The following is a 21,739-nucleotide window of genomic DNA, read 5'->3' on the forward strand; positions in this document are numbered from 1 at the left end:
GATCCCCAGTCCCCGGAAGCGAGAGAAGCCCATGACGACCTCTGTCGCCCGCTCCGAGGCGGCCGTGAGCGCCGCCGTCCCCGCGCCCGGCCGACGCGCCACGGCCATCAACAGCAGCCGGGTCGCCGACCTGATCACCCAGCTCATAGTCGAGCTGGGCGAGGACCCCGCCCGCGAAGGGCTGGTCGGTACCCCGGACCGCGTAGCGGCCTGGTGGAGCGCCTTCCTGTCTCCGGACGACGCCTCGACGGCCGCCTGCTTCACCGAGTCCCAGCTGGACGGTCAGCTGGTCATCGTGGGCGGCATGAGCGTGTGGTCCCTCTGTGAACACCACATGTTGCCCATGAACCTCCAGGTCACCGCCGGATACGTGCCAGACGGCGAGGTGATGGGCCTGTCGAAGTTCGGGCGCATCGCCCAGCACTTTGCTGGCCAACTCCAGGTCCAGGAACGCTTCACCCGCCAGGTCGCCGAGCACCTCACCGACGTCATCGGACGCGAGGACGTCGCCGTCGCCGTACGCGGTGTGCACCTGTGCATGAGCATGCGCGGCGTGCGGATGGAGGCCGCCCGCACCACCACGGCGCACATAGGCGGCCGGTTCAAAAGCGACCCGGTGCTCAACCAGCAGTTCCTCACCTTCGCCGCCGCCCAGTGGAACGCGACTTGATCCCCGACCGGCAACCAGACCAAGAAGAAGGTGAAGCAGATGGCCACGCCGTTGACGCACGCCGCTGACCGGCCCACCCCCCTGTATCTGACGTGGGACGACATCGGCGCCGCAACACAATCCCTCGCTGAGCAGGTGACGGCCGGCGGGGTGCCGCAGGCCGTAGTGGGCATCGTCCGCGGCGGCATGATCCCGGCCGTGTGGCTCGCCCATCGTCTCGGTATCCGCGACGTGCGGACCGTCGAGGTCACCCACACCACCAGTGACGGCATCAACGCCGCCAAGACCACGCTGCCGACCGCCCGGAACGCCGCGTCGCTCGGCGACCTGACGGGCCTGGACGTGCTGCTCGTCGACGACATCGCTGGCAGCGGCGCAACCCTCGCCTACACGGCGGACATGATCCGCGACCTCGGCCCTGCCCGGGTGCGCACCGCAGTCCTCACCGTGAACCGGACCAACTGGGTGCAGGAGGACGAGCCCCACCGCGTCATCGACTACATCGTTTCGCTGAAGGACACCTGGATCGTTTTCCCCTGGGAGGGACAGCATGGGCGCTGAACAGGACGCGCAGTACCGCACCCGGCCCGGCACGCCAATGATCGGCCCGTACAGCACCAACCAGATGGACGACTTCTACACCGCGCTCAGCCTCGGTGAGGCGAAGCCGTCGGGCCTGATGAACCTGATGCAGCACCTCATCGTCACCGAGCGGTGCGCGGACGGCGCCAGCGTGCTCGACGTGTGCTGCGGGCGCGGGCTGGCCCTGCCGCTGCTGCACCGGTACGCGCCGAAGATCGGCCGCTACGTCGGCCTCGACATCAGCCCGGACAACCTCGCCGAGGCCAGCACACGGCTCGCCGTCCTGCGCCAGAACTACGGCAGCCCGTTCCCCGTCGACTTCGTCGAGTGCGACGTGTCCGACCCGTGGCCGCAGCTGCCGCCGTTCGACGTCGCGCTGTACACCTCGGCGCTGGAGCACCTGCCGTACGAGCTCGGCGTGAAGAGCCTGGCCTCCACGGGGGCCGCGCTCGCCCCCGGCGGAGTGCTGTACCTGTCCACGCCGCAGGCGTTCGGGCCGCCGCCGCGCCCGCTTCAGTACCGGGTCCACGTGTACGAGTGGTCCCGCGACGAGGTCGTCCACGCCGTCGAGGCCGCTGGCCTGGTCGTGGACGACGTGATGGGGCTGTTGCCACCCGAGCCGGACGAGGTGGCCGTCGAGCTCGCCGAGCGGTACGGGACCGACGCGGTCGACTGGTACCGCGACCTGGCCGCCCGGGTGCCAAAGGCACTGCTGGACACGGTGTCTTCCGTGGCGGTGCCCGACCGTGCGACCGAGCTGCTGTTCGTGTGCCGGAGGCCGGCGTGACCGCCACCGCGGTTCCCGGGCCCCGCCGCGCCTGGGAGGAACCGGGTCGGCCGCTGTGGGTGAGCGTGGAGGGCATCAACGGGGTCGGGAAGACCACCGCCGTCCGGGCGACGGCCGCGTCCCTCGGCTCGCGGTGCCTGCGGCTGGACGAGCTGACCGACCAGGCCGCCGACACCCTGCCCGGCCAGGTAATCGCCGCCCTAGCCTCGGCAGGGGACATCTGCCTGCGGACCGGGCACCCGGTCGTGGAGACGTTGGCGCTGCTGGCGCTGAAGTTCCGTGAGGTCGAGCGCCTCACCCCCGAGCTGCTGGACGGCGTGGACGTGATCGTCGAGGACCGCGGCGTGGACAGCGTGGCTTTGTCCCAGGGGGCGATCCTGCACGCCGAGCACCGGGCCACGCCCGCCCGGACGGTGGCTGAACAGATCCTGGCCACCGCCCGCCAGTGGCGGTCGATGCCGGACGCCACACTCCTGCTGACCGGCGACCGCGAGGTGTGCACGGCCCGGTTCGCCGCCCGGATCGGCCGCACCCTCCCGGCAAGCGCACTGGAGGTGATCGAGCAGACCGACCAGTTATACCGGGCGCTGGCCGCCGCCGAGCCCGACCGCTTCACCGTGCTCGACGTGACCGGGCACGGCCCGGAGGAGACCGGCAAGGCCGTCGAGGACGCCGTCCGCGCCCTCGTGGCGCACCGGGAGGTCGACCATGCCTCGTGACATCACCCTGCTGTGGGCCCTGCGCTCCCCCTGCAGCTTCGGCTGCCCGCACTGCTACTTCGGGGAATTGGACGAGCACAAGAAGGCCCTCCCCGAGGGCCTGGGCATGCTGTCCCACATCCCCGTACGCGACCTCGACCGCACCGTCATGGAGGCGTTCGCGCAGACCCTGGCCAGCTCGCCGGTCGAACGGGTCATCCTCGCCGGCGGCGAGCCGCTGGACTGGCTGCCCACCCTCAGCCTGATCAAGACGATCAAGGAAGCCGGATGCCAGGTCGTCGTCGCGACCAACGGCGTGCCGCTCACCCGGCCCGGCATCGCCCGACGGCTCGTCGAACTCGGGGTCGACGGGGTCTCGGTATCCCTCGACAGCGCGGACGCGGCCACCAACGACCGGCTGCGTCCCTCCCGGTCCGGCCGAGTTGGCCACCGCGAGGTCCTGGCCGGCATCCGCACCCTGCTGGACGAGCGAGGGTCCGGGCCAGGCCCCCGGGTCGGCATCTACACCGTGGTCATGCGCGACCGCCCCCAGGAGATCACCGACGTCGCCCGACTAGCCTCCGCAGTCGGCGTCGACTACTACGTCCCGCAGCCCATCTCCCTCCCGCCCGACCACAAGCTCTTCGCCGAGCGGTGCCACACCCCCGAGGACGTCCCCGCGGTCGAGGACCAACTGCGCCGTCTCCAGGAGGACCCCCGCGGGCTCACGCTCCCTGACCTCACCTACATGCGGCAGTTCGTCGCCTCGATCGCCACCCAGGACAGCGGCCGGGTCGCGGACTGCTTCGGCGGGGCCCAGCTGTTCTTCATTCAGCCCGACGGCTCGCTGTGGGACTGCCCGTCCGACCGGCGGATCGCCGCCACACCGCCCGGCGAGCAGCGCACCATCGTCGGCGCCGACGCGCGGACCTTGTTCGCCGGCCGTCCGGCGTGCACGGACTGCCCCCACTTCTCCCGGGACTGCGTGAACATGGGCCCGCTCGTGCTCGGCGTGCCCCGCCTCCTCGCCCGGGAGGCACCGTGACCGGCCTGCCATCGCTCTTCCCGGCGGAGGGTCTCGGCGAGGGCATGGTGGTCGCGCTGGCCAGCATGCCCAACCCCGCCGGCGACGCGTTCACTGCCCAGTTCGAGCAGGACCTCACGCAGGCGTTCGCCAGCTGGCATGCGGTCGCGGTGTCCTCCGGCACGACGGCGCTGCACGCCGCGTTGTCCGCGGTCGGTGTCGGGCCGGGCGACGAGGTCCTGGTGCCGGCCCTCACCGTCGTCATGACCGCCGCACCGGTCGTCCAGCTCGGCGCCACCCCTGTGTTCGTCGACAGTGACCCCGACACCCTCGACCTGGACTACACCGACGCCGCCGCCAAGGTCACGGCCCGGACCAAGGCGATCGTCCCGGTGCACCTGTGGGGCAGGATGGGCGACCCGGCCAGCCTGCGAGCCTTCGCCGCCGAGCGGGGGCTCACCATCGTCGAGGATGCCGCCCAGGCCGCGGGGACGTCGCGTGCCGGCGTCACGGCTGGAACAGTCGGCGCGGCTGGGTGCTTCAGCATGAAGGACGGCAAGATCCTTTGGAGTGGTGAGGGCGGCTTCATCCTGACCGACGACCCTGCTCTAGCCGCCCACGCCCGGGCCTTCCGCAGCCACTGGCTCCAGCCCCCGCCCGGTAGCCGACCCCAGGAACGGCTCGCGCTCAACGGGCGTCTGGCCGAGCCGCTCGCTGCGCTCGCCCAGGCCAACCTGTGCAGATTCCAGGCCCTACTCAAGCGCCGCCGCGCCCAGGCCACCTACCTGCTCCACGCCCTGGCCAGCGCCCCCGGTCTCACTCCTCTCCAGCCAGCGACGGACGAGACGTGGAACCACTACGCCCCGCTCCTCCACATCGGCCTGCCGAATCCCCGAGCCTTCGCCGAGTACCTCGCCCAGCTGGGAGTGCCGAGCTCCACCGGCACTTTCCGCCTGGTGCCGTGCGACACCCGGCCCATGTTCGCCAGCGGCGACCGAACACCGTGCCGCGGTGCCGCCCAGATCCTGGACCGCACCCTCGCTCTCGTCCTCACCGAGCGCGACGACGAAGCGGTGTTCGACCGCTACGCCGCCGTCATCACCCGGGAGGCCGTCGCATGGCGCGAGTGACCAACTCCCCGAAGCCCCCGCCGCCCGGAGTGCTCCCGCTGGCCCGCCGGCCTCGCCCCCGAAGGGATATCGCAGCATGACGATCACACCGGTAGGGCCCCCTTGCAACCGCGGCCCGCTGATCTCCGCCGAGGGCCTCAACGGAGTCGGCAAGACGTACCTCACCAACCGCGCCGTCGAAACCCTTGAGACCAAGCCGCTGATGCTGGACGAGTTCTCCGAGTGGGCCAACGGGCGCCCTGGCCTGGGCGGAGCCCTGCTCCGCGCGCTGTACGAGGCCAGCGCACCGGACCCTTTCCTGCGCGGGGGCACACCGATGACCGAGGCACTGCTCCTGATGGCCATCAAGCGGCACGACCTGGACACGGTCCTCCCCTCGCTGTCCGGCGGGCTCGCCGTCATCGAGGGACGCAGCGTGGACACCACCGCGGTGTGCCAGGCGCTGCTGCTGCATCCCGACGACCCGGACGCCGCCCTCCAGACCGCGATCGCCTTGCTGGACCTCGCCTCTTCCTACCGGCCGCTGCCGGACCTCACGATCCTCGTCACCGACGACGCCTCGAAGGCCCTGGAGCGCGCGCAGCGACGTGACCGGTGCGTCTTCACCGCCGAGCAGGCCGACTTCATGCGCGAGGCGTGCGCGCTCTTCGAGCGTCTCGCCGCCACCGATCGAGTCCGCTACCGGGTCGTGGACCGGCGCCACATCGACGAGTACGAGGCGGCCGAGCAGATTCGGGCTTGGATTCAAGGCGCCGGCGACGGCCTGAGCTGCCTGGTGGAGCCGTGGCAGGGCCCGGGCGCGGCGTGCATGTGCTGCGGGCAGCGCACCACCGCGGAGGCGGCATGAGGACGGCCGCCCGGTCACAGCTCTGCTCCGGCGGGCGCGCTGCGGGGAGCTGCGTGCCTGCAATCGACAAGGAGGTCGAGGCCCTGGTCCTCGACTTCGACGGAACCCTCGCCGACACCAGGCGCGGGCATGAGGACGCACTGCGCGCGGCCCTGCAGCCGTACGGCGTCGCCCTAGACCCCGACTGGTACGGCCGGCACGTCGGCCTATCCATCCACGACCTCCTGGCAGTGTTGCCCGCCAGCCAGACGCTGCCCCACGACGAGATCATCCGGCACAGCCGCGCCCATCTGCTGGCTTCGGTGCACACGATCACGTCCATCCCGTGCGTCGTCACGCTCCTGAACAGGGCCCGCCGAGCCGGGCTGCCCTGCGCCGTTGCGTCGGCCGCCAGCCGACGGCTCGTAGACCCGGGACTCGATGCCCTGGACCTGAAAACAGCCTTCGCGGCCGTCGTCACACGCGAAGACGTCACACACGGCAAGCCGGACCCAGGGGTGTTCCTCACGGCCGCCCGCCGCTTGGGCGTCGCACCGGGTCGCTGCCTCGCTGTCGACGACGCCCCCGACGGCATCGCCTCCGCCCGCGCGGCGGGCATGCACGTGATCACCGTGATCGACGGCCACCTGGCCCCCGTCGCCGAAGAAGCGTCCGAGAGCGCCGCCCCGCCAACCGGGACGCAGATACCGCGCGGCAGAGCGCGATCCAGCGAACCCGGAACGGCGTCCGCCGGGGCCACGGCGATGCCCCGGCCCGCAGATCACACCCGATGACGGCGCGACGCCGTCGGCCCAGAGGAGCATGATGCCCGTCCTGAACTCGACCAAGAACCTGCACGTCGTCGAACCACCGACCGCGACGGAGGAAGGCGTCGGCATCTTCGAATACACCGACCACTACACCGTCTTCCACTACGGCAGGATGCCGGACCCGATCCCCGGCAAGGGCGAAGCGATCTGCCGCATGGCCGTCGTCAACTTCACGATGCTGGAAGAGGCCGGCGTACGAACCCACTTCCGCCGGTTCATCGCCCCGAACCAGATCGAGTTCACACTCGCGCGCCTCCCGGACTTAGCTGCCCGCCCCCTCACCCCGAGCCGCGGCAACTATCTCATCCCCCTCCAGGTCCTCTTCCGTAACGAGCTTCCACCGGGAAGCTCCGTCCACCGGCGGTTGGCCGCCGGTGACTTGACACCGGCCGAGATCGGTCTCCGTGCGATCCCGGCGGTCGGCGAGACGCTGGAGCAACCGCTCATCGAGTACGCGACGACGCGGGACGCCGTCAACCGGTTCATCGCCTCCTCCGAGGCCCAGCGCCTCGCTGGCCTGGACGATGAGCAGTTCCACGCCATGCACGAGATCACCGCCAAGGTCAACGAGGTGCTGACCCGGCACGCACACGGGCTCGGACTGAACCACTGCGATGGCAAGGTCGAGTACCTGGTGGCGAGCGACGCGGGTCTGGTGCTCGCCGACAGCCCCGGCACGCCGGACGAGAGCCGCCTGATGTTCAACGGCGTGCACTGCGGGAAACAGGTCCTGCGGGACTGGTACGTGGACAACGGGCACGAGGTGCCGGTCAGCAGGCTGATCGCCGACGGCGTGCCCAGGAGCCAGTGGCCGCAGCCGACGCCTCTCCCGCCCGAGTTCCTGCCGGTAATGACGGACCTTTACCGCTCCCTGAGCGAGACCTGGACGGGCGAGCGCCACTGGAACGCCCCGGACCTGGAGGCCGCCACCCAGGCTGTCGCCGACCTCATCAGCCGGTGAACGCACTTCCCGGCAGCCGGCGCTCGGGCATGCTCTGCTCGACGCGGACGCAAGCCGGGGCCGGCGGCACCACGGAACCCACGAAAACGGTGACCACATGGGCGACTTGACCAAGGACACGGCCTTCCAGGCGACGACGTTCGTGGTCATCGACTTCGAGACCACAACCCCCACCGGCTACCCGGCCCAACCAATCGAGGTCGCCGCTCTCGCACTGCGCTACGAGGACGGCGCGTGGAAGGAGACCGGCCGCACTGCGTCCCTGATCCGGCCACCCGCGTTCGCCCCGGTGACACCAGCAGACACAGCGCAGACCGGCCTGACGGCCGAGCAGCTTCATCAGGCCCCCACCCCGGCCGAGGCACTTGGGGCGCTCGATCGACGGCTCACGGCCGGCAACTCGTACTTGCTGGTGGCTCAGCACGCGGCCACCGAAGCCAACGTCATCCACAACCAGGCGGAGCACTGCCCCACGCTGGCTCGAACCGACTTCCTCGACACGATCCCGCTGGCCAAGCACCTCATCCCGGGGCTGCCGAACTACAAGCTCGACACACTGCTCGCGCACTTCGGCATCAAGCAGCCGGCGGACCGGCACAGGGCCTACGCCGACGTCGACGTCACCGCGCAGGTGTTCCTCCAACTCATCAGCGCCGCGGACGAGAACGCACAACTCAACGACCTCGCGGCCCTGGTGAAGGCCGCAGGGCGCACAGCCAAGCTCAACCTGCCCATCCAAGCCGGGCTGTTCGACTTCCAGCCGCCAGACAGATGAGGCATTTACACAACCGATCTGAGCGAGGACGGTGCTCAATACAATGATCAACGAACAACCGGAACTCGACGAGGCCCCCTTCTGGTTCGACCCCCTGTGCCCCTGGGCATGGGTCACCTCGCGCTGGCTCCTGGAAGTCGAGCAAGTCCGACCGGTTCGTGCTGACTGGCGGATCATGTCGCTGGCCTATCTGAACCTCGAACAGCGCGAGGGCAAGGGGCTCAGCGACGACTACCGCGCACTGATGGAGAAGGCATGGGGCTCGGTGCGGGTCTGCGCAGCAGCCGCTGAACACGCCGGCCGCGACGTCCTCGGCCCGCTGTACACCGCAATCGGCACCCGGCTTCACAATCAGAGGCGGCGCGAAGATCCCACCTTGATCACCGAAGCACTCGCCGAGACGGGCCTTTCTCTCTCGCTGGCCTCAGCCGCTACGAGCACGGAGTTCGACCAGCTCATCAGGACCTCGCACGACGAGGCGTTCACCGAGGTCGGCCTTGATGTCGGGACACCCGTTCTCCGCGTCGGCGGAACGGCTCTGTTCGGCCCCGTGCTCAGGAAGGCCCCCCGCGGTGAAGCCGCCGGACAGCTTTGGGACGGCCTGGTCATGGTCGCCGCGACGGACGGCTTCTTCGAGCTCAAGCGAAGCCGCGACAGCAAACCCTCCTTCGAATGAGCGCACCCACGGCGACGCCAACGTCCGCTGAGGGTGCGACCGTCACGGCTCCCGCGACCGGTTCGGCAGGACGACGAACGACGAAGCGAGAGCCCCGACCAGCGCGCCCCAGGCCCGCGAGCCGCTTCTACCGAGGGCCTGGGTTAGCCAGACTGGGCTGGCGTGCTGACCGCACGCGCGATGCGGTGCCCGACAAGACGCTCGGCCAGGGCCATCGGATACCACCCGGCCCCGGTCACCTCGGACTCCTGAATGCACCCGATCTCGGCACGAGACGTCGTGAAGGCGTAACCGATGTCCAGGTGGTAGTGCTCTGGCTCGTCCTTCTTCGGTCGGGCCGGCACTCTGCCGTACTCGATGTAGACGGGAGCCGACGAAACAGGAAAGACCTGGCAAGGGTCGATGCCGGTCTCCTCCGTCAACTCACGCACCGCCGCGTCTACCAGTGTGGTGTCCGTCGGCTCAAGGTGGCCGCCAGGCTGCAGGGTGATCCCGTACGCGAGGTGTTCGATGAGCAGGATCTCGGTGCCGTCACGGACGAGGAGCGCGCCAACGGTCACGTGCATCGGGAAACTCCGCCGCGAGGCAAAGTCTCCGCCCTGAGCCAGGAGCCGCAACGGCTCGGACAGCTGCCCGGCATCTTCGGGGTAGCGCTCAAGGTAGGCGGCCAGGACACCCGAGATATCCGAATCACTGATCGCCACAGGTCACCTCCACACCAGCCTGAGAGCGAAGCTCTCCATGACCGACTGCTCGGATACGAGCAACGAGCGCTAACACAGTCAGCTCCATAGAAGGCACGTGGCGTACAAGAAGGTTCGCACTCTACAAGTTGGGCCTACGCCGGTGCGCGTCGACGCTCCCATCGCTCGGGTCAGGAGGCGTCGATTCCGACATTCAACCGATCTTGTCGCGTGTTGCCACACCGACCCGGAGACCGTGATCGCGCACGACAAGGCGCACCGTCGGCGTTTCGGCCAACGCCCGATCCTCGCACTCCTGTTGCAGGAGGCGGGTCGATGCATCCTCCATGCTCCGCCACCCGCTCCATCCCGGGATTCCACATCCGACCGAAACACACGTGTTCGATATCCCGGCTGAGTCGTTGAGCCTCGCGAACCAGCCGCGACCAACCAATAGGGGGACCACGTTGACCTCAAGCAGCACAGCCGCACAGTCGAGCGCAGGTGCTTCGGAGGCGAGTCCTGCGGACGATGCGAGCTCGGCGCACGAGGAGGAGTTCCTGTACCGGGACACGTCCAGGCTCCAGGCCGGTGCGCAGATGACGACCATCACGATGGCGCGGCGGCTACCCACGCTGGTGCTGCGGTCCTTGAAGATGGCCTGGCGGGTGGACCAGGTCGCGACGGCCGGGCTCCTCGCCTGCCAGATCGGGACCGGCGTCCTCGCGGCCCTCGGCCTCTTGGCCGTCACGGGCACGATCACCGCGCTGATCTCCTCGGGCGACATCACGGAGCGGCTGTGGGACGCCGCCCCGCAACTGGCCGTGATCGCCGCCGCCGCCGGCCTGCGGGCGCTGCTGGGTATCACCGTCGTCTGGCTGACCGGCCGTCTGCGCCCGGTGCTCGGCCGGGCCGCGGAGCTGACGATGCTCGAGGCCGCGCTCGGCGCGGAACTGGCCGCCAACAATAAGCCCGGCTACAACGACGCCTACGACATCGCCGACCGCGGCGCCCAGGTCACCCCCGACCTCGTCGAAGAAGCACAGGACGTTCTCGCGGCGACCGCCACGCTCACGGCCGGCGCCACCGTCCTCACCGTCCTGCACCCCGTGCTCCTTCCCCTTCTCTTCCTCGCGTGCTTGCCGCAGGCCGCTGCCTATGTCCGTTCCGCCCGAGTGATCTACCTCGCCGGGCTGGAGACTTCAGGGCGGCGCCGGATGCTGGGCAAGCTGCGCTGGCACATGGCCTATATGGAGTCCAGTGAGGAGATGCGTGCCTGCCTGGCCGGTCCCTTCCTGATCGGCCGGTACCGGCGGCTGGCCGCCTCGGTCAACGCGGCCGAACGTACGGCCGCGAACACCGGTGCATGGATGGGGCTGGCCGGAGCAGTGGTCGGCGGGATCGCCTCGACCGCGGTGTGGGCGGCGTTGCTGTGGCTCCTGGCCTCCGGGCGGATGAGCCTGGCGGCTGGCGGCGGTGCCGTCTTCGCTCTCCAGACCGCCACCGGCTCGGTGCGCGGCATCATCAACGGCGGGGCCCGCCTGGTGCGCACCGGTTGGTACGTGCAGGACTGGCAGAACTTCCTCGACAACGCCCACGGTCAGGCCATGGCCGACTCCCGCGGCACCTCGCCCGTGACCGCGGCCCCGGAGCGTTTCGAGGTCCGCGACGTCACCTACCGCTACGACGGCGCCCCGAAGGACAGCCTGAGCAACGTCTCCTTGCACGTGCGGCGCGGGGAGATCGTGGCGCTGGTCGGGGAGAACGGCTCCGGCAAGACGACCCTCTCGCGCCTGCTGTGCGGGTTGCTGCTGCCCACTGAGGGCGACGTGGCCTGGGATCACGCCTCCACGGCGGACCTGGACCCGTGGAGGGCGTGGGAGCACGTCGCGCTGGTGCCGCAGAAGTTCACGTACCTGCCGCTGACTATGCGGGACAACATCACATTCGGACAGGGCGACACCAGCGACGCGGCCCTGCTCGCCGCATGCGAGGCGTCCGGCGCCGCGGAGATGCTGCCGGGCCTCCGCTCGGGCCTGAACACCCTCCTGACCAGCGAGTGGTTCGGCGGACAGCAGCTCTCCGGGGGGCAGTGGCAGCGCTTGGTCCTCACGCGCGCGTTCCACCGGCAGGCGGCGCTGCTGGTGATGGATGAGCCCACGGCCGCACTCGACGCCCGTGCAGAGCACCGGATTTTCGCCGGCCTGCGCGAACTGGCCAAGGACCGCGCCATCCTGCTGATCACGCATCGCCTCACCAACGTGGCCGTCGCCGACAGAATCGTGGTCTTGGACGAAGGGCGGATCGTCCAGGAGGGCTCCTACGCCCAACTCACCGAGCAGCCCGGTCTCTTCCGCACCCTGTGGGAGCTGCAGCGCCGGATGAGCGGCGACACCACCTGACCCTCGCTCCACCGTCCGCGCGGTGCACCCGCCCGTCCACCCTGTCGAAAGGCCGAGCCACGTGACCTCTCCCGCCTCCCCTTCGAATCACGTCGCACCGCGTGCGGCGCTGCCCGCAGCGCAGTACGCCGCTTCCCGGCATGCGGCGTGGCTCGGCGCCGCCGCAATCATCACCGACGAGGTCGGCCGGGTCCTGCTGGTGCACCCCACCTACCGCAAGGACGACTCGTGGCTGCTGCCCGGAGGCGTCGTCGAACCCGGCGAACACCCGCACGTCACCTGCCGGCGCGAGATCGCCGAGGAACTGGGCCTGGCGGACCTGCCCCTGTCGGCCGTGCTCGCCGTCCACTCCTTCTCCCCGCACCACCCCGACCTTCAGCCCGGCACGCCCGGCCCCGGAGAGGTCCGGTTCGTCTTCGACGGGGGAACCCTCACCCCCGACCAGGTGGAGGCGATCCGCCTGCCGCGCGAGGAGTTGTCCGAGTTCGTCTTCCTGGAAACCCGGGACGCGGCGCAGCGGCTGCGACCCGTGGACGGGCAGATCATGCTCGCCGCCTACCGTGCCCGGCTCGGGAACAGCGCGACCGCGCACCTCGCCGACGGCCGGCACATCCTTGATGTCCCGGCGCTGGACCGCCATGACGTACACGTCCGCTACCGGCCTTTGTGGGACAGCCCTCTCAACCGCGGCCCCATCCCCGGGCGGCTGCCCGTGCAGCAAGCCTGGGCGTGGTGCTTCGTCCCCGACGGTCGGGTGGTCCTCGTGGCCGAACCTGGCCCGCGGGGCGCGCTGCCGATGCTGCCCGGCGGCACCGTGGAGACGACCGACGCGGCGCCCGAGGACACCCTGCACCGCGAAGCCGCCGAGGAAGCCCAGCTCACCCTGACCGATCCGGTGCGACTGGGCTGGGTGCTGGACAAGACCGGCGAAGTCTACGGCGGCGTGGGGCCCAACGCCCGGCTCCGCCTGGCCGCTCGGGTCACCGCCATCGGACCGGCCGCCGTCGACCCCGCCACCGGCCACCCCTTGGCCCGCCTGCTCACCACCCCCGCCCAGGCAGCCGCGCTGCTGGGATGGGGCCCGCCCGGCGCGCGGCAAGCCCAGCTCGCAGTGGAGACAGCACGCGAGCGGTGGGGCCTGCCCGCCGCTCGCTCCGCCGCCATCGAGGAGATCTCTGCGGAGGGGATGCGGCTGAGCTGACCCGAACGATCACACGCCTCGACTCGCCCCGCTTCACGCACCTCTGAGGTAGCCCCATGCCGTTGTCGCATGACCACATCCGCACCACCGTCGAGACCTACCTCGCGCGCCACCCTCACGAGCGCACGCAGCTCGGCGGACTCCTGGACGCCCTCGACGGGCCCACCGACATCGCCAGCCGCTCCACCTTTACCGGACACGTCACCTGCGGCGCCATCGTCGTCGATCCGCTCGGCCGCGTCCTGCACGTGCTGCACCTCGCGAGCGGGAAGGTCCTCCCTCCCGGCGGACACGCCGAGCCCGAAGACGACTCCCTGGCCGAGGCGGCCCTTCGGGAGCTGCACGAGGAGACCGGCATCCCTCCCCAGGCCGTGACACCGTGGCCCGGCCACGAGGCCGTGCCGTTCGACATCGACATCCACGACATCGACGCCCGTCCAGGCAAAGGGGAACGGGGCCACCAGCACTTCGACCTCCGATTCCTCTTTCGTCTGCGCACGGCGACGGACGTGCCGGTCGTGCTGCAGGTGGAGGAGGTCGGCGGCATCGAGTGGCGGCCCGTGGGCAGGGTGTACTCGCCCTCCCTGCGCGAGAAGCTGCTCAAGCTCACGCCCGAAGCCGAACCGGAGACGGCCAACGCCTCCGCCCTGATCTACAACGACCGCGGCGAGTACCTGCTCCACCTGCGTGACTACTTCCCCGGCCAGATCTGGGAGCCGGGCATGTGGTCACTGCTGGGCGGCGGCCGAGAGCCCCAGGACGCCACCCTGGAACACACCGTGCGGCGGGAACTGGACGAGGAAGCCGGTCTCGACATCGCCGACCTGACCCCGTTCGGCATCGAGGAAGCAACCGACGCATCCGGCGGGACCGTGCCCATCGCCATCTACGTCGGCCGCTGGAATGGCGATCCCCGCGAACTCCGCCTGACGGAAGGGGTGATGCTGGCCTGGTTCGCCCCCGACGACCTCCACCGGCTACGCATCGCAGACACCACCAGCGACCTCGTACGGCGTCACGCGGCCAGCCGCCCGGCCAGCACCGCGCCGCAGAGCAGGCTCTCCTCGCCCGAGGAACGTCGCCCGGCTTCGCCGAACGGCACGGTCCTCAACGTCATCGGCGTCCACCTCTACCTGGAGCGCCCCGACGGGACAGTGCTGCTCGGGCTGCGTCACCCCGACTCCGTGTTCGCGCCGTCCACCTGGCACGTCCTCGCCGGCCACTGCGAGCAGGAGAACGCCATCACCTGCCTGATCAGGGAGGCACGGGAGGAAGCCGGCCTGCACATCGAGCGCCAGGACGTCGAACTCGTCCACGTCGTCCACCACATCGACAAGGCCGGGGACCGGCCCCGCATGGCCCTGTTCTTCCGCGCCCGCGTCTGGAGCGGCGAGCCGGAACTGCGCGAGCCGGACAAGTGCACCCAGTGGAAATTCTGGGACCCTGCCGCGCTCCCCGACGACCTCGTCTCCTACACCCGGGTGGCCATCGGAAAGATCCAGAACGGGGAGCTGTACAGCGAGATGGGCTGGCCCGCATGACCGGCACACCGAGCAGCGGGCACCATCGTCCGTCCGCTGCAACTGCGGCCGGCCGTGAGGACACCCGCCTGGTGGTGATCCGCGGCAACTCGGCGTCAGGCAAGTCAAGCGTGGCCCAGGGCCTGCGAGATCACTACGGCCGGGGTATCGCGATCGTGGGCCAGGACCTGATCCGCCGCAACGTGCTCAGGGAACACGACACCGCGTGCGGCGCCAACATCGCCCTGCTGGGCAGGATCGCACGCGAAGCACTGAACGCCGGCTTTCACGTAGTGCTCGAAGGGATCCTGTACGCCGACCGCTACGGCCACATGATCACGTCTCTGGTACGCGACCACCGCGGCGTCTCCAGCTGCTACTACCTGGACGTACCGCTGGAAACGACGTTTGCCCGGCACGCGTCGAAGGCGGATGCCGCTTACCTGGCGCAAGTCACCGACAACCACCTCGCCTCCTGGTACCGCGAGCTGGATCTGCTGCCCGGCGGTCGGGAGACCGTGATCCCGGCCGACAGCACGCTGGAGGACACCATCGCGCGAATCATGCGCGAAACCGATCTGGCCTCTGCCTCCCCAATCCCACCGCCGCAGTGCAAGCCATCACAGGGAGTCTCGATGAGCAGTCTGGTGTTGATGTCCGATCCGCGGGTCGCGGCGATCCCGATGCGCGAGTGCGGGGAGCCGCTCGTCGACGTGCGTGACCACAGCTTCCGCGTCGATCCCCGCAAGCAAGATCCGCTGGGCGCATTCGCCCACGTCCGCCAGGGCGTCCTAGCCCGGCTGGAGCACGCCCGCTCGCTCCTACCCGCTGGTACAGACCTGCTGTTCATCGAGGGCTACCGGCCGCTGGCCCTCCAGCAGCGCTACTTCACCGAGTACCGGGACGAGCTGGCCGGCACTCACCCCGGCTGGACAGCTGAGCAGCTGCACCAGGCCGCCAGCCGGTACGTGTCACCGCCGGAGATCGCGCCCCACTCCGCGGGCGCGGCCGTGGACGTAACCCTCGTCGACCAGGACGGCCACGAACTCGATCTCGGCACCCGCGTCAACGCCTCCCCCGAGGAGAGCGACGGAGCCTGCTTCACACACGCCCCGAACCTCAGCGATCAGGCGCGTCACCACCGCACGCTGCTGCTCAACGCCATGGAGGGCGCGGGTTTTACGAACTATGGGACCGAGTTCTGGCACTTCTCGGTAGCGGACCGGTACGACGCGCTGATGCGACAGGAGCCGCACGCACGCTACGGACCGATCGAACTGCCCTAGCGCGCCAGCAGCCTCGTCCATTCCCTCGCCGCCCACGCCGATCCGGAAACACAGGAGCGCGGCCACCGCACCGTGCCCGGTTGCGATCCCAAGGCCGCTACGGACAGAACGCATCGAACGGAGGCACACGTGCCTGATGACACCCAGCAGGCGATCCCAGCCGTCCCGAGTCCGGCGGTCGGAGATGGACGGCAAGAGCACCACATGCACCTGCTCGGGCGGTACTACCGCCAAGTGGAAGCAGGCCGCAAGACGATCGAAGTGAGGGTGGCCACTCCGCAGAAGCGTGCCGTCGCCGCCGACGACACGGTCATCTTCCACGACCGGGACACCGGGAGGGAACTCGACGTCATTGTGCAGCGGATCACCAGGTATCCCTCATTCGAGCACCTGCTCCGCTCGGAGGACCCAGCACGCATCGACCCGGACGGGCCGCCCGGAGAGCTGCTCGCCACCCTCCGCAGCATCTATCCGCCGGCCAAGGAAGCCCTCGGCGTTCTCGCCCTCGCGTTCGACCACCGCCCTGCCCGGCCCGGCCGCCCCATGCCGATGACGCCCACGCAGTACGCGCAGACCGTCCCCCACCACACGGTGTACGGGTGCCTGTACATCCGCGACGAACAAGACCGGCCTGTCCAGTTGCGTTCGGTCTACGGATCACGGCTCTGGCAGTTCCCGGGCGGCAACCTGGACGCCCAAGGCGAGGACCCGCTCCAGACCGCCCGGCGCGAAGCGGTCGAAGAGACCGGCCTTGAACTCGGCCTGGATGCGCCGAGACTGCTCCTGACGCACTTCCTGCACGCTGGGCCCCGCCTGCCGCTGAACAAAGTGGGGCTCATCTTCGACGGTGGGCGGCTGACCACGGACCAGCTCGGCCGGATCCGCCTCGATCCCGCCGAACACGACATGTGGGCCGTCCACGACCTCGCCACCTGGCAGGAGCTGATGGCGCCGCGCGCCTTCGCCCGCCTCGACGCCATCGAACGAGCCCGGTGCGGCGAGGGCCCCGCCTACCTCATCACGCACACCTGATCCCCAGCACGCCCTACCCAGGAGGCACCCGTGCCCGTTGAGGACGTCAACATCCGAGCCTGGAAGGTCTACGGTCAGCGCCAGCTGGCACGCGCCTACACGCCGCCCATTCCCAACCAGCTCTCATGGACGCCGTGGGAGGGGGACGGACCGGGGGCTGAAATCCTCGGTGCCATCACCGGGCGCCGTGTCCTGGACATCGGCTCCGGAGCTGGCCACCACACCGTCCATCTCGTCCAGACTCACGGCGCACGTGTCACCGGGATCGAGCTGTCCCCGACCCAGCACGAACGCGCCGTCACCAGCCACGCGGACGTTCGGGGCGTGGAGTTCGTCCAAGGGGATGTAGTCGAGTACCTGGCCGGGGCCGAGCCGTTCGACGCCGCGTACGCGATTGGGACGCTGGGGTTCATCGACCCGCACCGTTCACTGCCGGCACTGCGCGACGGACTGCGTCCCGGCGCGCCCCTTATTCTCTCGCTTCTGCACACGGACTTGCACGGCCGCGGTCCGTCCTCGGAGGTCGCGCCGCGCGAGCAGATGATCTTGTTGCGCGACGACCCGCCCCTGCCAACGCAGATGTGGGTCCTGGCTCCGCAGCTGTGGGAGGACCTGCTCACGGAATACGGCTTCCGAGTCGAGGCTATCGACGTGCTGCCTCACCCCGACGAGAGCTCCTCGGTCGTGCAGCAGCTCATCCGCGCCCGGCGCCTGCCCGACCGGCCGGCACGGATCTCCAGCCGCCCCCGCAGCACCAAAGCGCCGACGGCACACGCAGCAGTTGGCGTCGGAGCGATCCTCCTCAATGAGCAGGGCGTCCTGCTGGGCCGACACCGTCGCGGCACCCTCGAACTGCCTGGCGGGTCCGTCGAGGCCGGGGAGTCCTTCGAAGCCGCCGTGATCCGCGAACTCAGCGAGGAAACTGGTCTGACCGCGCGCCCCGGAGACGTCAGGCTCCTGGGAACGCTCGTCGACCACGTCGAAGGTGTCCTGCGAGTCACCGTCGGCGCACTCGTCCAAACCTGGCAGGGGCAGCCTGCCACGCAGCCGGACGAAAGCGTCGGCAACTGGGCATGGCATCCCCTCGATCAGCTCCCTAACGGCCTGTTCGTGTGCAGCGCCCAGATCCTCACCGCCTGGCGTCCCGACCTAGCCATCGATCACCCGCCCGCGCACTTCACTCGCTTCGCCCCCGGCACACCAGCCACGCCGTAGACGGGCTGGCATGACAGCTTGCACAGACTCGATCCTGTGGGTCCGCACCCAGGCATCACGCTGGCCCACCGAGCACTGTCAAGGCTGACCGCTGCCTTCCCTGGCACTCGGCCGGGCCCGGGGGGGGGGGCAGCCGGGGACCCCCGCTGCAGGTCGGGCCGGGGCGCCGAGCATCCGATGTTCTAACGCTCTTGTGAGTGGACGCTGTTCGGCTCTCCCACGGCCGATGCCGTGAGCCGGGCATCCCGGGGAACGACAACGAGCTCGCTGGCACAGTCGCCCCGACACCCGGCTCGTTGAACTCCTGCCGCGGTTGGACCAGTTGGAGGAACCGGCGGGGGGCCTCCCTCCCGCCCCTCTTGCCACCCGCCTCGTGAGCTGGCTGGGGCCCCGACCCCGCGCTGCCGCGGATGCTCCCTGCACAACGGCCCGTTTGCCGCTTCCTCTCGGGCCGGGCGGGGATGTGAACACTGTCCCAGCCAGGGCCGCCTGCCCGTGTCGCGAGGGCCCGGCCTTCGTACGCCGGGCGCGCGGTCAGTGCTGTGCCGGGACGCCGAGGTCGTCGAGGAGCCTGCGGACGCGGCGCTCGATCTCGTCGCGGATGGGGCGGACGTCGTCGATGGTCTTTCCTGCGGGGTCGTCCAGGGTCCAGTCGAGGTAGCGCTTGCCGGGGAAGACCGGGCAGGCGTCACCGCAGCCCATGCTGACGACGACGTCGGCGGCGCGGACGATCTCGTCGGTCCAGGGCTTGGCGAACTCGCGGGAGATGTCGATGCCGCGCTCGCGCATCGCGGCGATGGCCGACGGGTTGACCTCGTTGCCGGGTTCGGATCCGCCCGACCAGGCGACGGCGCCGTCGCCGGCGAGGTGCTGGAAGAAGCCCATGGCCATCTGGCTGCGGCCGGCGTTGTGGACACAGAGGAAGAGCACGACGGGCTTGCCGTCGGTGTGGTGGCCCTCGACCTTGGCGAGGGCGCGCAGGCGCTGGCGGGCGAACCGTTCGGCGATGAGGGGGAGGTAGTTGGGGATGGTACTGCGGCCGGCGAACTGGTCGTAGCTGGTGTGCAGGAACCGCTCGATGGTCTCCTGGCCGAAGGTGCCGTCGAACTCGCGGCTGAGATGGGTGGCGGCGGTGCGCAGGGCGAGTTGCTGGTCGATGCTCAGGTTGTGGTGCGGGGTGGACGCGGTCTCAGTCATCGCTGCCTCCTGGCGGGCGGACGGCGGGCGCCAGCCGGTTGACCCGGTCGGCGAGATCACTCAGGGCGTCGGCGAAGGCGTCGTCGGTGCCGGTGCGGGTGGGGTCGGGTACCGACCAGTGCAGGCGGTCGGGAATCCGGGGGCCGAGTTGTTCGTGGGCGTTGTCGCAGACGGCGACCACGAGGTCGTCCGGGCGCAGCGTCTCGTCGATGTGAGCGGTACGAGCGGGGGCCAGCGAGAGGCCGTGCTTGCGGGCGGTCGCGACGGCCCGGGGGTGGACGCGTCGCGCGGGGTCGGTTCCCGCCGAGGCAGCCGGGACGGTGCTGTGGCGCTTCCAGAGGGCGGCGGCGAGGTGGGAGCGGGCGGAGTTGTGGGTGCAGACGAACACCACGCGGGGCGCCGTCCGCAGGGGTGCGGGCATCGTGTCGGCCAGGGCCTGCACGCGCAGGTGCAGATAGGTGCGCCTGCGGTCGCCTTCGGAGCGGGACCGCTCGATCAGGCCGACCTGTTCGAGCAGCTTGAGGTGGTGGGCCAGGAGGTTGCTGGGCAGGCCCAGTTCCTGGCCGAGTTCGCCGGGCGAGGCGTCGCCCAGCAGCAGCCGGTCGATGATCGCCAGGCGCGCGGGTTCTCCCAGTGCCGCGTGCCGTTGCGCTCGCGCCATCACCGATGCAGACCACTCAGCGTTCATTGAGTCAATAGTCGTTGAGCTAATATCCCGCGTCAATGGTTCGGGGGAGCCAGAGTGCGGGTCCGGCGTCAGAAGACGCCCAGCATGCGGCGCTGCACGTCGAGGTGGTGCTCGGTCATCCATGCCTGCGCCGCGACCTGGACCGCGTCCCAGGGGGAGCCCAGCGGCGGGGTGTAGGAGAGGTCGAGCTCGCTCAGACCGTCGACCGGCATGCCGTGGAAGAGGGCGGTGGCGTAGGTGTCCACGCGCTTGGAGATCTCCGCGCCGCGTCGCCCGACGAGCTGGGCGCCGAGCAGGAGGCCGCTCTCGGTGTCCCCCGTGACGCGGATCGAGATCGGGGTGGCGCCCGGGTAGTACGCCTTGTGGTCGTCGGGACGGCTCGCGGTGGTCGCCGGCGTCCAGCCCCGTCCGGCGTGGGCGGCCTCGTGGTCGCGCAGGCCGGTGCGGGCGGCGACGAGGTCGAAGACCTTGACCACCTGGGTGCCGAGACTGCCGGCGAACCAGCGACGGCCGCCGAGGACGTTCTCGCCCGCGATCCGGCCCTGCTTGTGGGCGGTCGTCCCCAGGGGCAGCCAGGTCTTGCCGAGGAGGCGGTGGTGGGTGACGGCGCAGTCCCCGGCCGCGTACACGTCGGGCAGGGAGGTGCGCATGTACTCGTCGACGTCGATCGCACCCTTGATGCCGAGCCGGGCTCCGGCCTCGGCGGCGAGGGCGGTGTCGGGGCGTACGCCGACGACGACCAGGACGAGGTCGGCGCCGCGGGTGAACGTCCGGCCATCAGGGCCGGCCGCCAGTACGCGCAGAATGTCGCTGCCAGGGTCGCGCGTGATCGCGGAGACCTGGGTGCCGGTGATGACTTCGACGCCGTTGGAGGTGAGTTCGTCGTGGACGAGGGCGCCGAGGTCGAGGTCGACGGTGGGCAGGACTTCGGGCAGGGCCTCGATCTGGGTGACGTTGAGGCCGCGCGTGGCCAGGGCCTCGGCCATTTCCAGGCCGATGTAGCCGGCGCCGATGACGACCGCGGACTTCGGACGGCGTGCGGCGAGAGTCTGCATGATCTGGAAGGTGTCGCCCATGCTGTGCAGGAGGTGGACGCCGTCCTGAGGGCGGAGCGCGTCCGGTCCGCTCAAGCCATCGATGGGCGGGCGGACACTGACCGCGCCGGTGCCCACGATCAGTGCGTCGTAAGGCAGTTCATCGGTGCGACCCTCGGCGTCGCGCACGGTCAGCCGCTTGCCGGGCACGTCGATGCCGGTGGCGAGAGTGTCGGTGTGCACCTGCATGCCGGTGGCTTTCAGGTCGGCCAGGGTCCGGTGGGCGAGGTCGCTCCAGTGGCCGACCTCGCCGGAGACGTAGTAGGGGATGCCGCAGATGGAGAAGTTCGGGTAGGCGTCGGCCACGACCACGGTGACCTCGCTGTCGGGATCGAGCTCGCGGGCGCGCAGGGCCGCGCTGATGCCGGCGTCGCTGCCGCCGATGGCGACGATGCGCTTGGCCACCGGGATACCTCCGTCGGAGATCGGAGAAAGAGGCCCGGTTGGGGGCGCTTGAGGCGC

The 21,739-nt window shown here is 70.1% G+C and carries 21 protein-coding genes; 17 read left to right on the forward strand and 4 right to left on the reverse strand.

Features of this window, described 5'->3' with window-relative positions; genetic code table 11:
- Nucleotides 1-31: 31 nt before the first annotated feature.
- The 11 genes from folE to ACZ44S_RS03635 all read left to right on the forward strand — a co-directional run bounded on the left by folE (nucleotide 32) and on the right by ACZ44S_RS03635 (nucleotide 8,959).
- Nucleotides 32-670 carry a GTP cyclohydrolase I gene (folE, locus tag ACZ44S_RS03585; RefSeq protein WP_285514780.1) on the forward strand — a complete coding sequence of 213 codons (639 nt, stop codon included), beginning with the start codon at nucleotides 32-34 and terminating at the stop codon, nucleotides 668-670.
- 39 nt (nucleotides 671-709) lie between these two features.
- Nucleotides 710-1,231, forward strand: a complete 522-nt coding sequence (locus ACZ44S_RS03590; RefSeq protein ID WP_285514803.1) for a phosphoribosyltransferase — start codon at nucleotides 710-712, stop codon at nucleotides 1,229-1,231.
- Nucleotides 1,221-2,039 (forward strand): class I SAM-dependent methyltransferase, encoded by an 819-nt coding sequence (locus ACZ44S_RS03595; RefSeq protein ID WP_285514781.1) that lies wholly within the window; start codon nucleotides 1,221-1,223, stop codon nucleotides 2,037-2,039. The genes ACZ44S_RS03590 and ACZ44S_RS03595 overlap by 11 nt, the downstream gene beginning before the upstream one ends.
- Nucleotides 2,036-2,758: a nucleoside/nucleotide kinase family protein gene (locus ACZ44S_RS03600; RefSeq protein WP_466924138.1), complete on the forward strand. Its 723-nt coding sequence runs from the start codon at nucleotides 2,036-2,038 to the stop codon at nucleotides 2,756-2,758. The genes ACZ44S_RS03595 and ACZ44S_RS03600 overlap by 4 nt, the downstream gene beginning before the upstream one ends.
- A complete protein-coding gene (locus tag ACZ44S_RS03605) occupies nucleotides 2,748-3,782 on the forward strand; it encodes a radical SAM protein (RefSeq protein WP_285514783.1) in 1,035 nt (344 codons plus the stop codon). The genes ACZ44S_RS03600 and ACZ44S_RS03605 overlap by 11 nt, the downstream gene beginning before the upstream one ends.
- On the forward strand, nucleotides 3,779-4,891 hold the full coding sequence (locus ACZ44S_RS03610; protein WP_285514784.1) for a DegT/DnrJ/EryC1/StrS family aminotransferase: 1,113 nt from the start codon (nucleotides 3,779-3,781) through the stop codon (nucleotides 4,889-4,891). Before ACZ44S_RS03605 ends, ACZ44S_RS03610 begins: the two co-directional genes overlap by 4 nt.
- 76 nt (nucleotides 4,892-4,967) lie before the next feature.
- Complete coding sequence (locus ACZ44S_RS03615) at nucleotides 4,968-5,738, forward strand: dTMP kinase (RefSeq protein WP_285514785.1); 771 nt, start codon at nucleotides 4,968-4,970, stop codon at nucleotides 5,736-5,738.
- 53 nt (nucleotides 5,739-5,791) lie between these two features.
- The gene (locus tag ACZ44S_RS03620; RefSeq protein ID WP_285514786.1) at nucleotides 5,792-6,511 is read left to right on the forward strand and encodes an HAD family hydrolase; all 720 of its coding nucleotides are present in this window, start codon (nucleotides 5,792-5,794) and stop codon (nucleotides 6,509-6,511) included.
- A gap of 28 nt (nucleotides 6,512-6,539) precedes the next feature.
- A complete protein-coding gene (locus ACZ44S_RS03625) occupies nucleotides 6,540-7,508 on the forward strand; it encodes a phosphoribosylaminoimidazolesuccinocarboxamide synthase (RefSeq protein ID WP_285514787.1) in 969 nt (322 codons plus the stop codon).
- A 97-nt stretch (nucleotides 7,509-7,605) separates the two neighbouring features.
- A complete protein-coding gene (locus ACZ44S_RS03630; RefSeq protein WP_285514788.1) occupies nucleotides 7,606-8,283 on the forward strand; it encodes a 3'-5' exonuclease in 678 nt (225 codons plus the stop codon).
- A gap of 43 nt (nucleotides 8,284-8,326) precedes the next feature.
- Entirely contained in the window at nucleotides 8,327-8,959 is a 633-nt protein-coding gene (locus ACZ44S_RS03635) for a mycothiol-dependent nitroreductase Rv2466c family protein (RefSeq protein WP_285514789.1), read from the forward strand.
- A gap of 143 nt (nucleotides 8,960-9,102) precedes the next feature.
- Here the strand turns inward: ACZ44S_RS03635 and ACZ44S_RS03640 are convergent, their stop codons facing one another.
- Nucleotides 9,103-9,663, reverse strand: coding sequence for an NUDIX hydrolase (locus ACZ44S_RS03640; RefSeq protein ID WP_285514790.1), 561 nt, complete (start codon nucleotides 9,661-9,663; stop codon nucleotides 9,103-9,105).
- Nucleotides 9,664-10,109: 446 nt separating this feature from the next.
- Between ACZ44S_RS03640 and ACZ44S_RS03645 the strand changes: the two genes are divergently transcribed.
- From ACZ44S_RS03645 to ACZ44S_RS03670, 6 genes are all read left to right on the forward strand, one after another.
- Nucleotides 10,110-12,044 (forward strand): ATP-binding cassette domain-containing protein, encoded by a 1,935-nt coding sequence (locus ACZ44S_RS03645; RefSeq protein WP_435834900.1) that lies wholly within the window; start codon nucleotides 10,110-10,112, stop codon nucleotides 12,042-12,044.
- Nucleotides 12,045-12,105: 61 nt separating this feature from the next.
- Nucleotides 12,106-13,245 (forward strand): NUDIX hydrolase, encoded by a 1,140-nt coding sequence (locus ACZ44S_RS03650; RefSeq protein ID WP_285514792.1) that lies wholly within the window; start codon nucleotides 12,106-12,108, stop codon nucleotides 13,243-13,245.
- Between the two features lie 56 nt (nucleotides 13,246-13,301).
- Entirely contained in the window at nucleotides 13,302-14,786 is a 1,485-nt protein-coding gene (locus tag ACZ44S_RS03655; protein WP_285514793.1) for an NUDIX domain-containing protein, read from the forward strand.
- Complete coding sequence (locus ACZ44S_RS03660) at nucleotides 14,783-16,051, forward strand: M15 family metallopeptidase (RefSeq protein WP_285514794.1); 1,269 nt, start codon at nucleotides 14,783-14,785, stop codon at nucleotides 16,049-16,051. The genes ACZ44S_RS03655 and ACZ44S_RS03660 overlap by 4 nt, the downstream gene beginning before the upstream one ends.
- 204 nt (nucleotides 16,052-16,255) lie before the next feature.
- Nucleotides 16,256-17,083: an NUDIX domain-containing protein gene (locus tag ACZ44S_RS03665; protein WP_285514795.1), complete on the forward strand. Its 828-nt coding sequence runs from the start codon at nucleotides 16,256-16,258 to the stop codon at nucleotides 17,081-17,083.
- A gap of 30 nt (nucleotides 17,084-17,113) precedes the next feature.
- Complete coding sequence (locus ACZ44S_RS03670) at nucleotides 17,114-18,298, forward strand: bifunctional class I SAM-dependent methyltransferase/NUDIX hydrolase (protein WP_466924149.1); 1,185 nt, start codon at nucleotides 17,114-17,116, stop codon at nucleotides 18,296-18,298.
- Between the two features lie 534 nt (nucleotides 18,299-18,832).
- Here ACZ44S_RS03670 and ACZ44S_RS03675 read toward each other — a convergent pair.
- The 3 genes from ACZ44S_RS03675 to ACZ44S_RS03685 all read right to left on the reverse strand — a co-directional run bounded on the left by ACZ44S_RS03675 (nucleotide 18,833) and on the right by ACZ44S_RS03685 (nucleotide 21,682).
- Nucleotides 18,833-19,495: an arsenate reductase ArsC gene (locus tag ACZ44S_RS03675; protein WP_352230208.1), complete on the reverse strand. Its 663-nt coding sequence runs from the start codon at nucleotides 19,493-19,495 to the stop codon at nucleotides 18,833-18,835.
- Entirely contained in the window at nucleotides 19,488-20,183 is a 696-nt protein-coding gene (locus ACZ44S_RS03680) for an arsenate reductase/protein-tyrosine-phosphatase family protein (RefSeq protein ID WP_466924153.1), read from the reverse strand. Before ACZ44S_RS03680 ends, ACZ44S_RS03675 begins: the two co-directional genes overlap by 8 nt.
- 68 nt (nucleotides 20,184-20,251) lie before the next feature.
- Nucleotides 20,252-21,682 carry an FAD-dependent oxidoreductase gene (locus ACZ44S_RS03685; protein WP_285512766.1) on the reverse strand — a complete coding sequence of 477 codons (1,431 nt, stop codon included), beginning with the start codon at nucleotides 21,680-21,682 and terminating at the stop codon, nucleotides 20,252-20,254.
- Nucleotides 21,683-21,739 lie beyond the last annotated feature (57 nt).

This window comes from Streptomyces malachitofuscus, assembly GCF_055571035.1.

What these genes read in the sequence shown, in the direction of transcription:
- folE (WP_285514780.1), top strand. Translation starts at nt 32, where the DNA reads ATGACGACCTCTGTCGCCCGCTCCGAGGCGGCCGTGAGCGCCGCCGTC.
- ACZ44S_RS03590 (WP_285514803.1), top strand. Translation starts at nt 710, where the DNA reads ATGGCCACGCCGTTGACGCACGCCGCTGACCGGCCCACCCCCCTGTAT.
- ACZ44S_RS03595 (WP_285514781.1), top strand. Translation starts at nt 1,221, where the DNA reads ATGGGCGCTGAACAGGACGCGCAGTACCGCACCCGGCCCGGCACGCCA.
- ACZ44S_RS03605 (WP_285514783.1), top strand. Translation starts at nt 2,748, where the DNA reads ATGCCTCGTGACATCACCCTGCTGTGGGCCCTGCGCTCCCCCTGCAGC.
- ACZ44S_RS03615 (WP_285514785.1), top strand. Translation starts at nt 4,968, where the DNA reads ATGACGATCACACCGGTAGGGCCCCCTTGCAACCGCGGCCCGCTGATC.
- ACZ44S_RS03625 (WP_285514787.1), top strand. Translation starts at nt 6,540, where the DNA reads ATGATGCCCGTCCTGAACTCGACCAAGAACCTGCACGTCGTCGAACCA.
- ACZ44S_RS03630 (WP_285514788.1), top strand. Translation starts at nt 7,606, where the DNA reads ATGGGCGACTTGACCAAGGACACGGCCTTCCAGGCGACGACGTTCGTG.
- ACZ44S_RS03635 (WP_285514789.1), top strand. Translation starts at nt 8,327, where the DNA reads ATGATCAACGAACAACCGGAACTCGACGAGGCCCCCTTCTGGTTCGAC.
- ACZ44S_RS03655 (WP_285514793.1), top strand. Translation starts at nt 13,302, where the DNA reads ATGCCGTTGTCGCATGACCACATCCGCACCACCGTCGAGACCTACCTC.
- ACZ44S_RS03660 (WP_285514794.1), top strand. Translation starts at nt 14,783, where the DNA reads ATGACCGGCACACCGAGCAGCGGGCACCATCGTCCGTCCGCTGCAACT.
- ACZ44S_RS03665 (WP_285514795.1), top strand. Translation starts at nt 16,256, where the DNA reads ATGCACCTGCTCGGGCGGTACTACCGCCAAGTGGAAGCAGGCCGCAAG.
- ACZ44S_RS03675 (WP_352230208.1), bottom strand. Translation starts at nt 19,495, where the DNA reads ATGACTGAGACCGCGTCCACCCCGCACCACAACCTGAGCATCGACCAG.
- ACZ44S_RS03680 (WP_466924153.1), bottom strand. Translation starts at nt 20,183, where the DNA reads ATGAACGCTGAGTGGTCTGCATCGGTGATGGCGCGAGCGCAACGGCAC.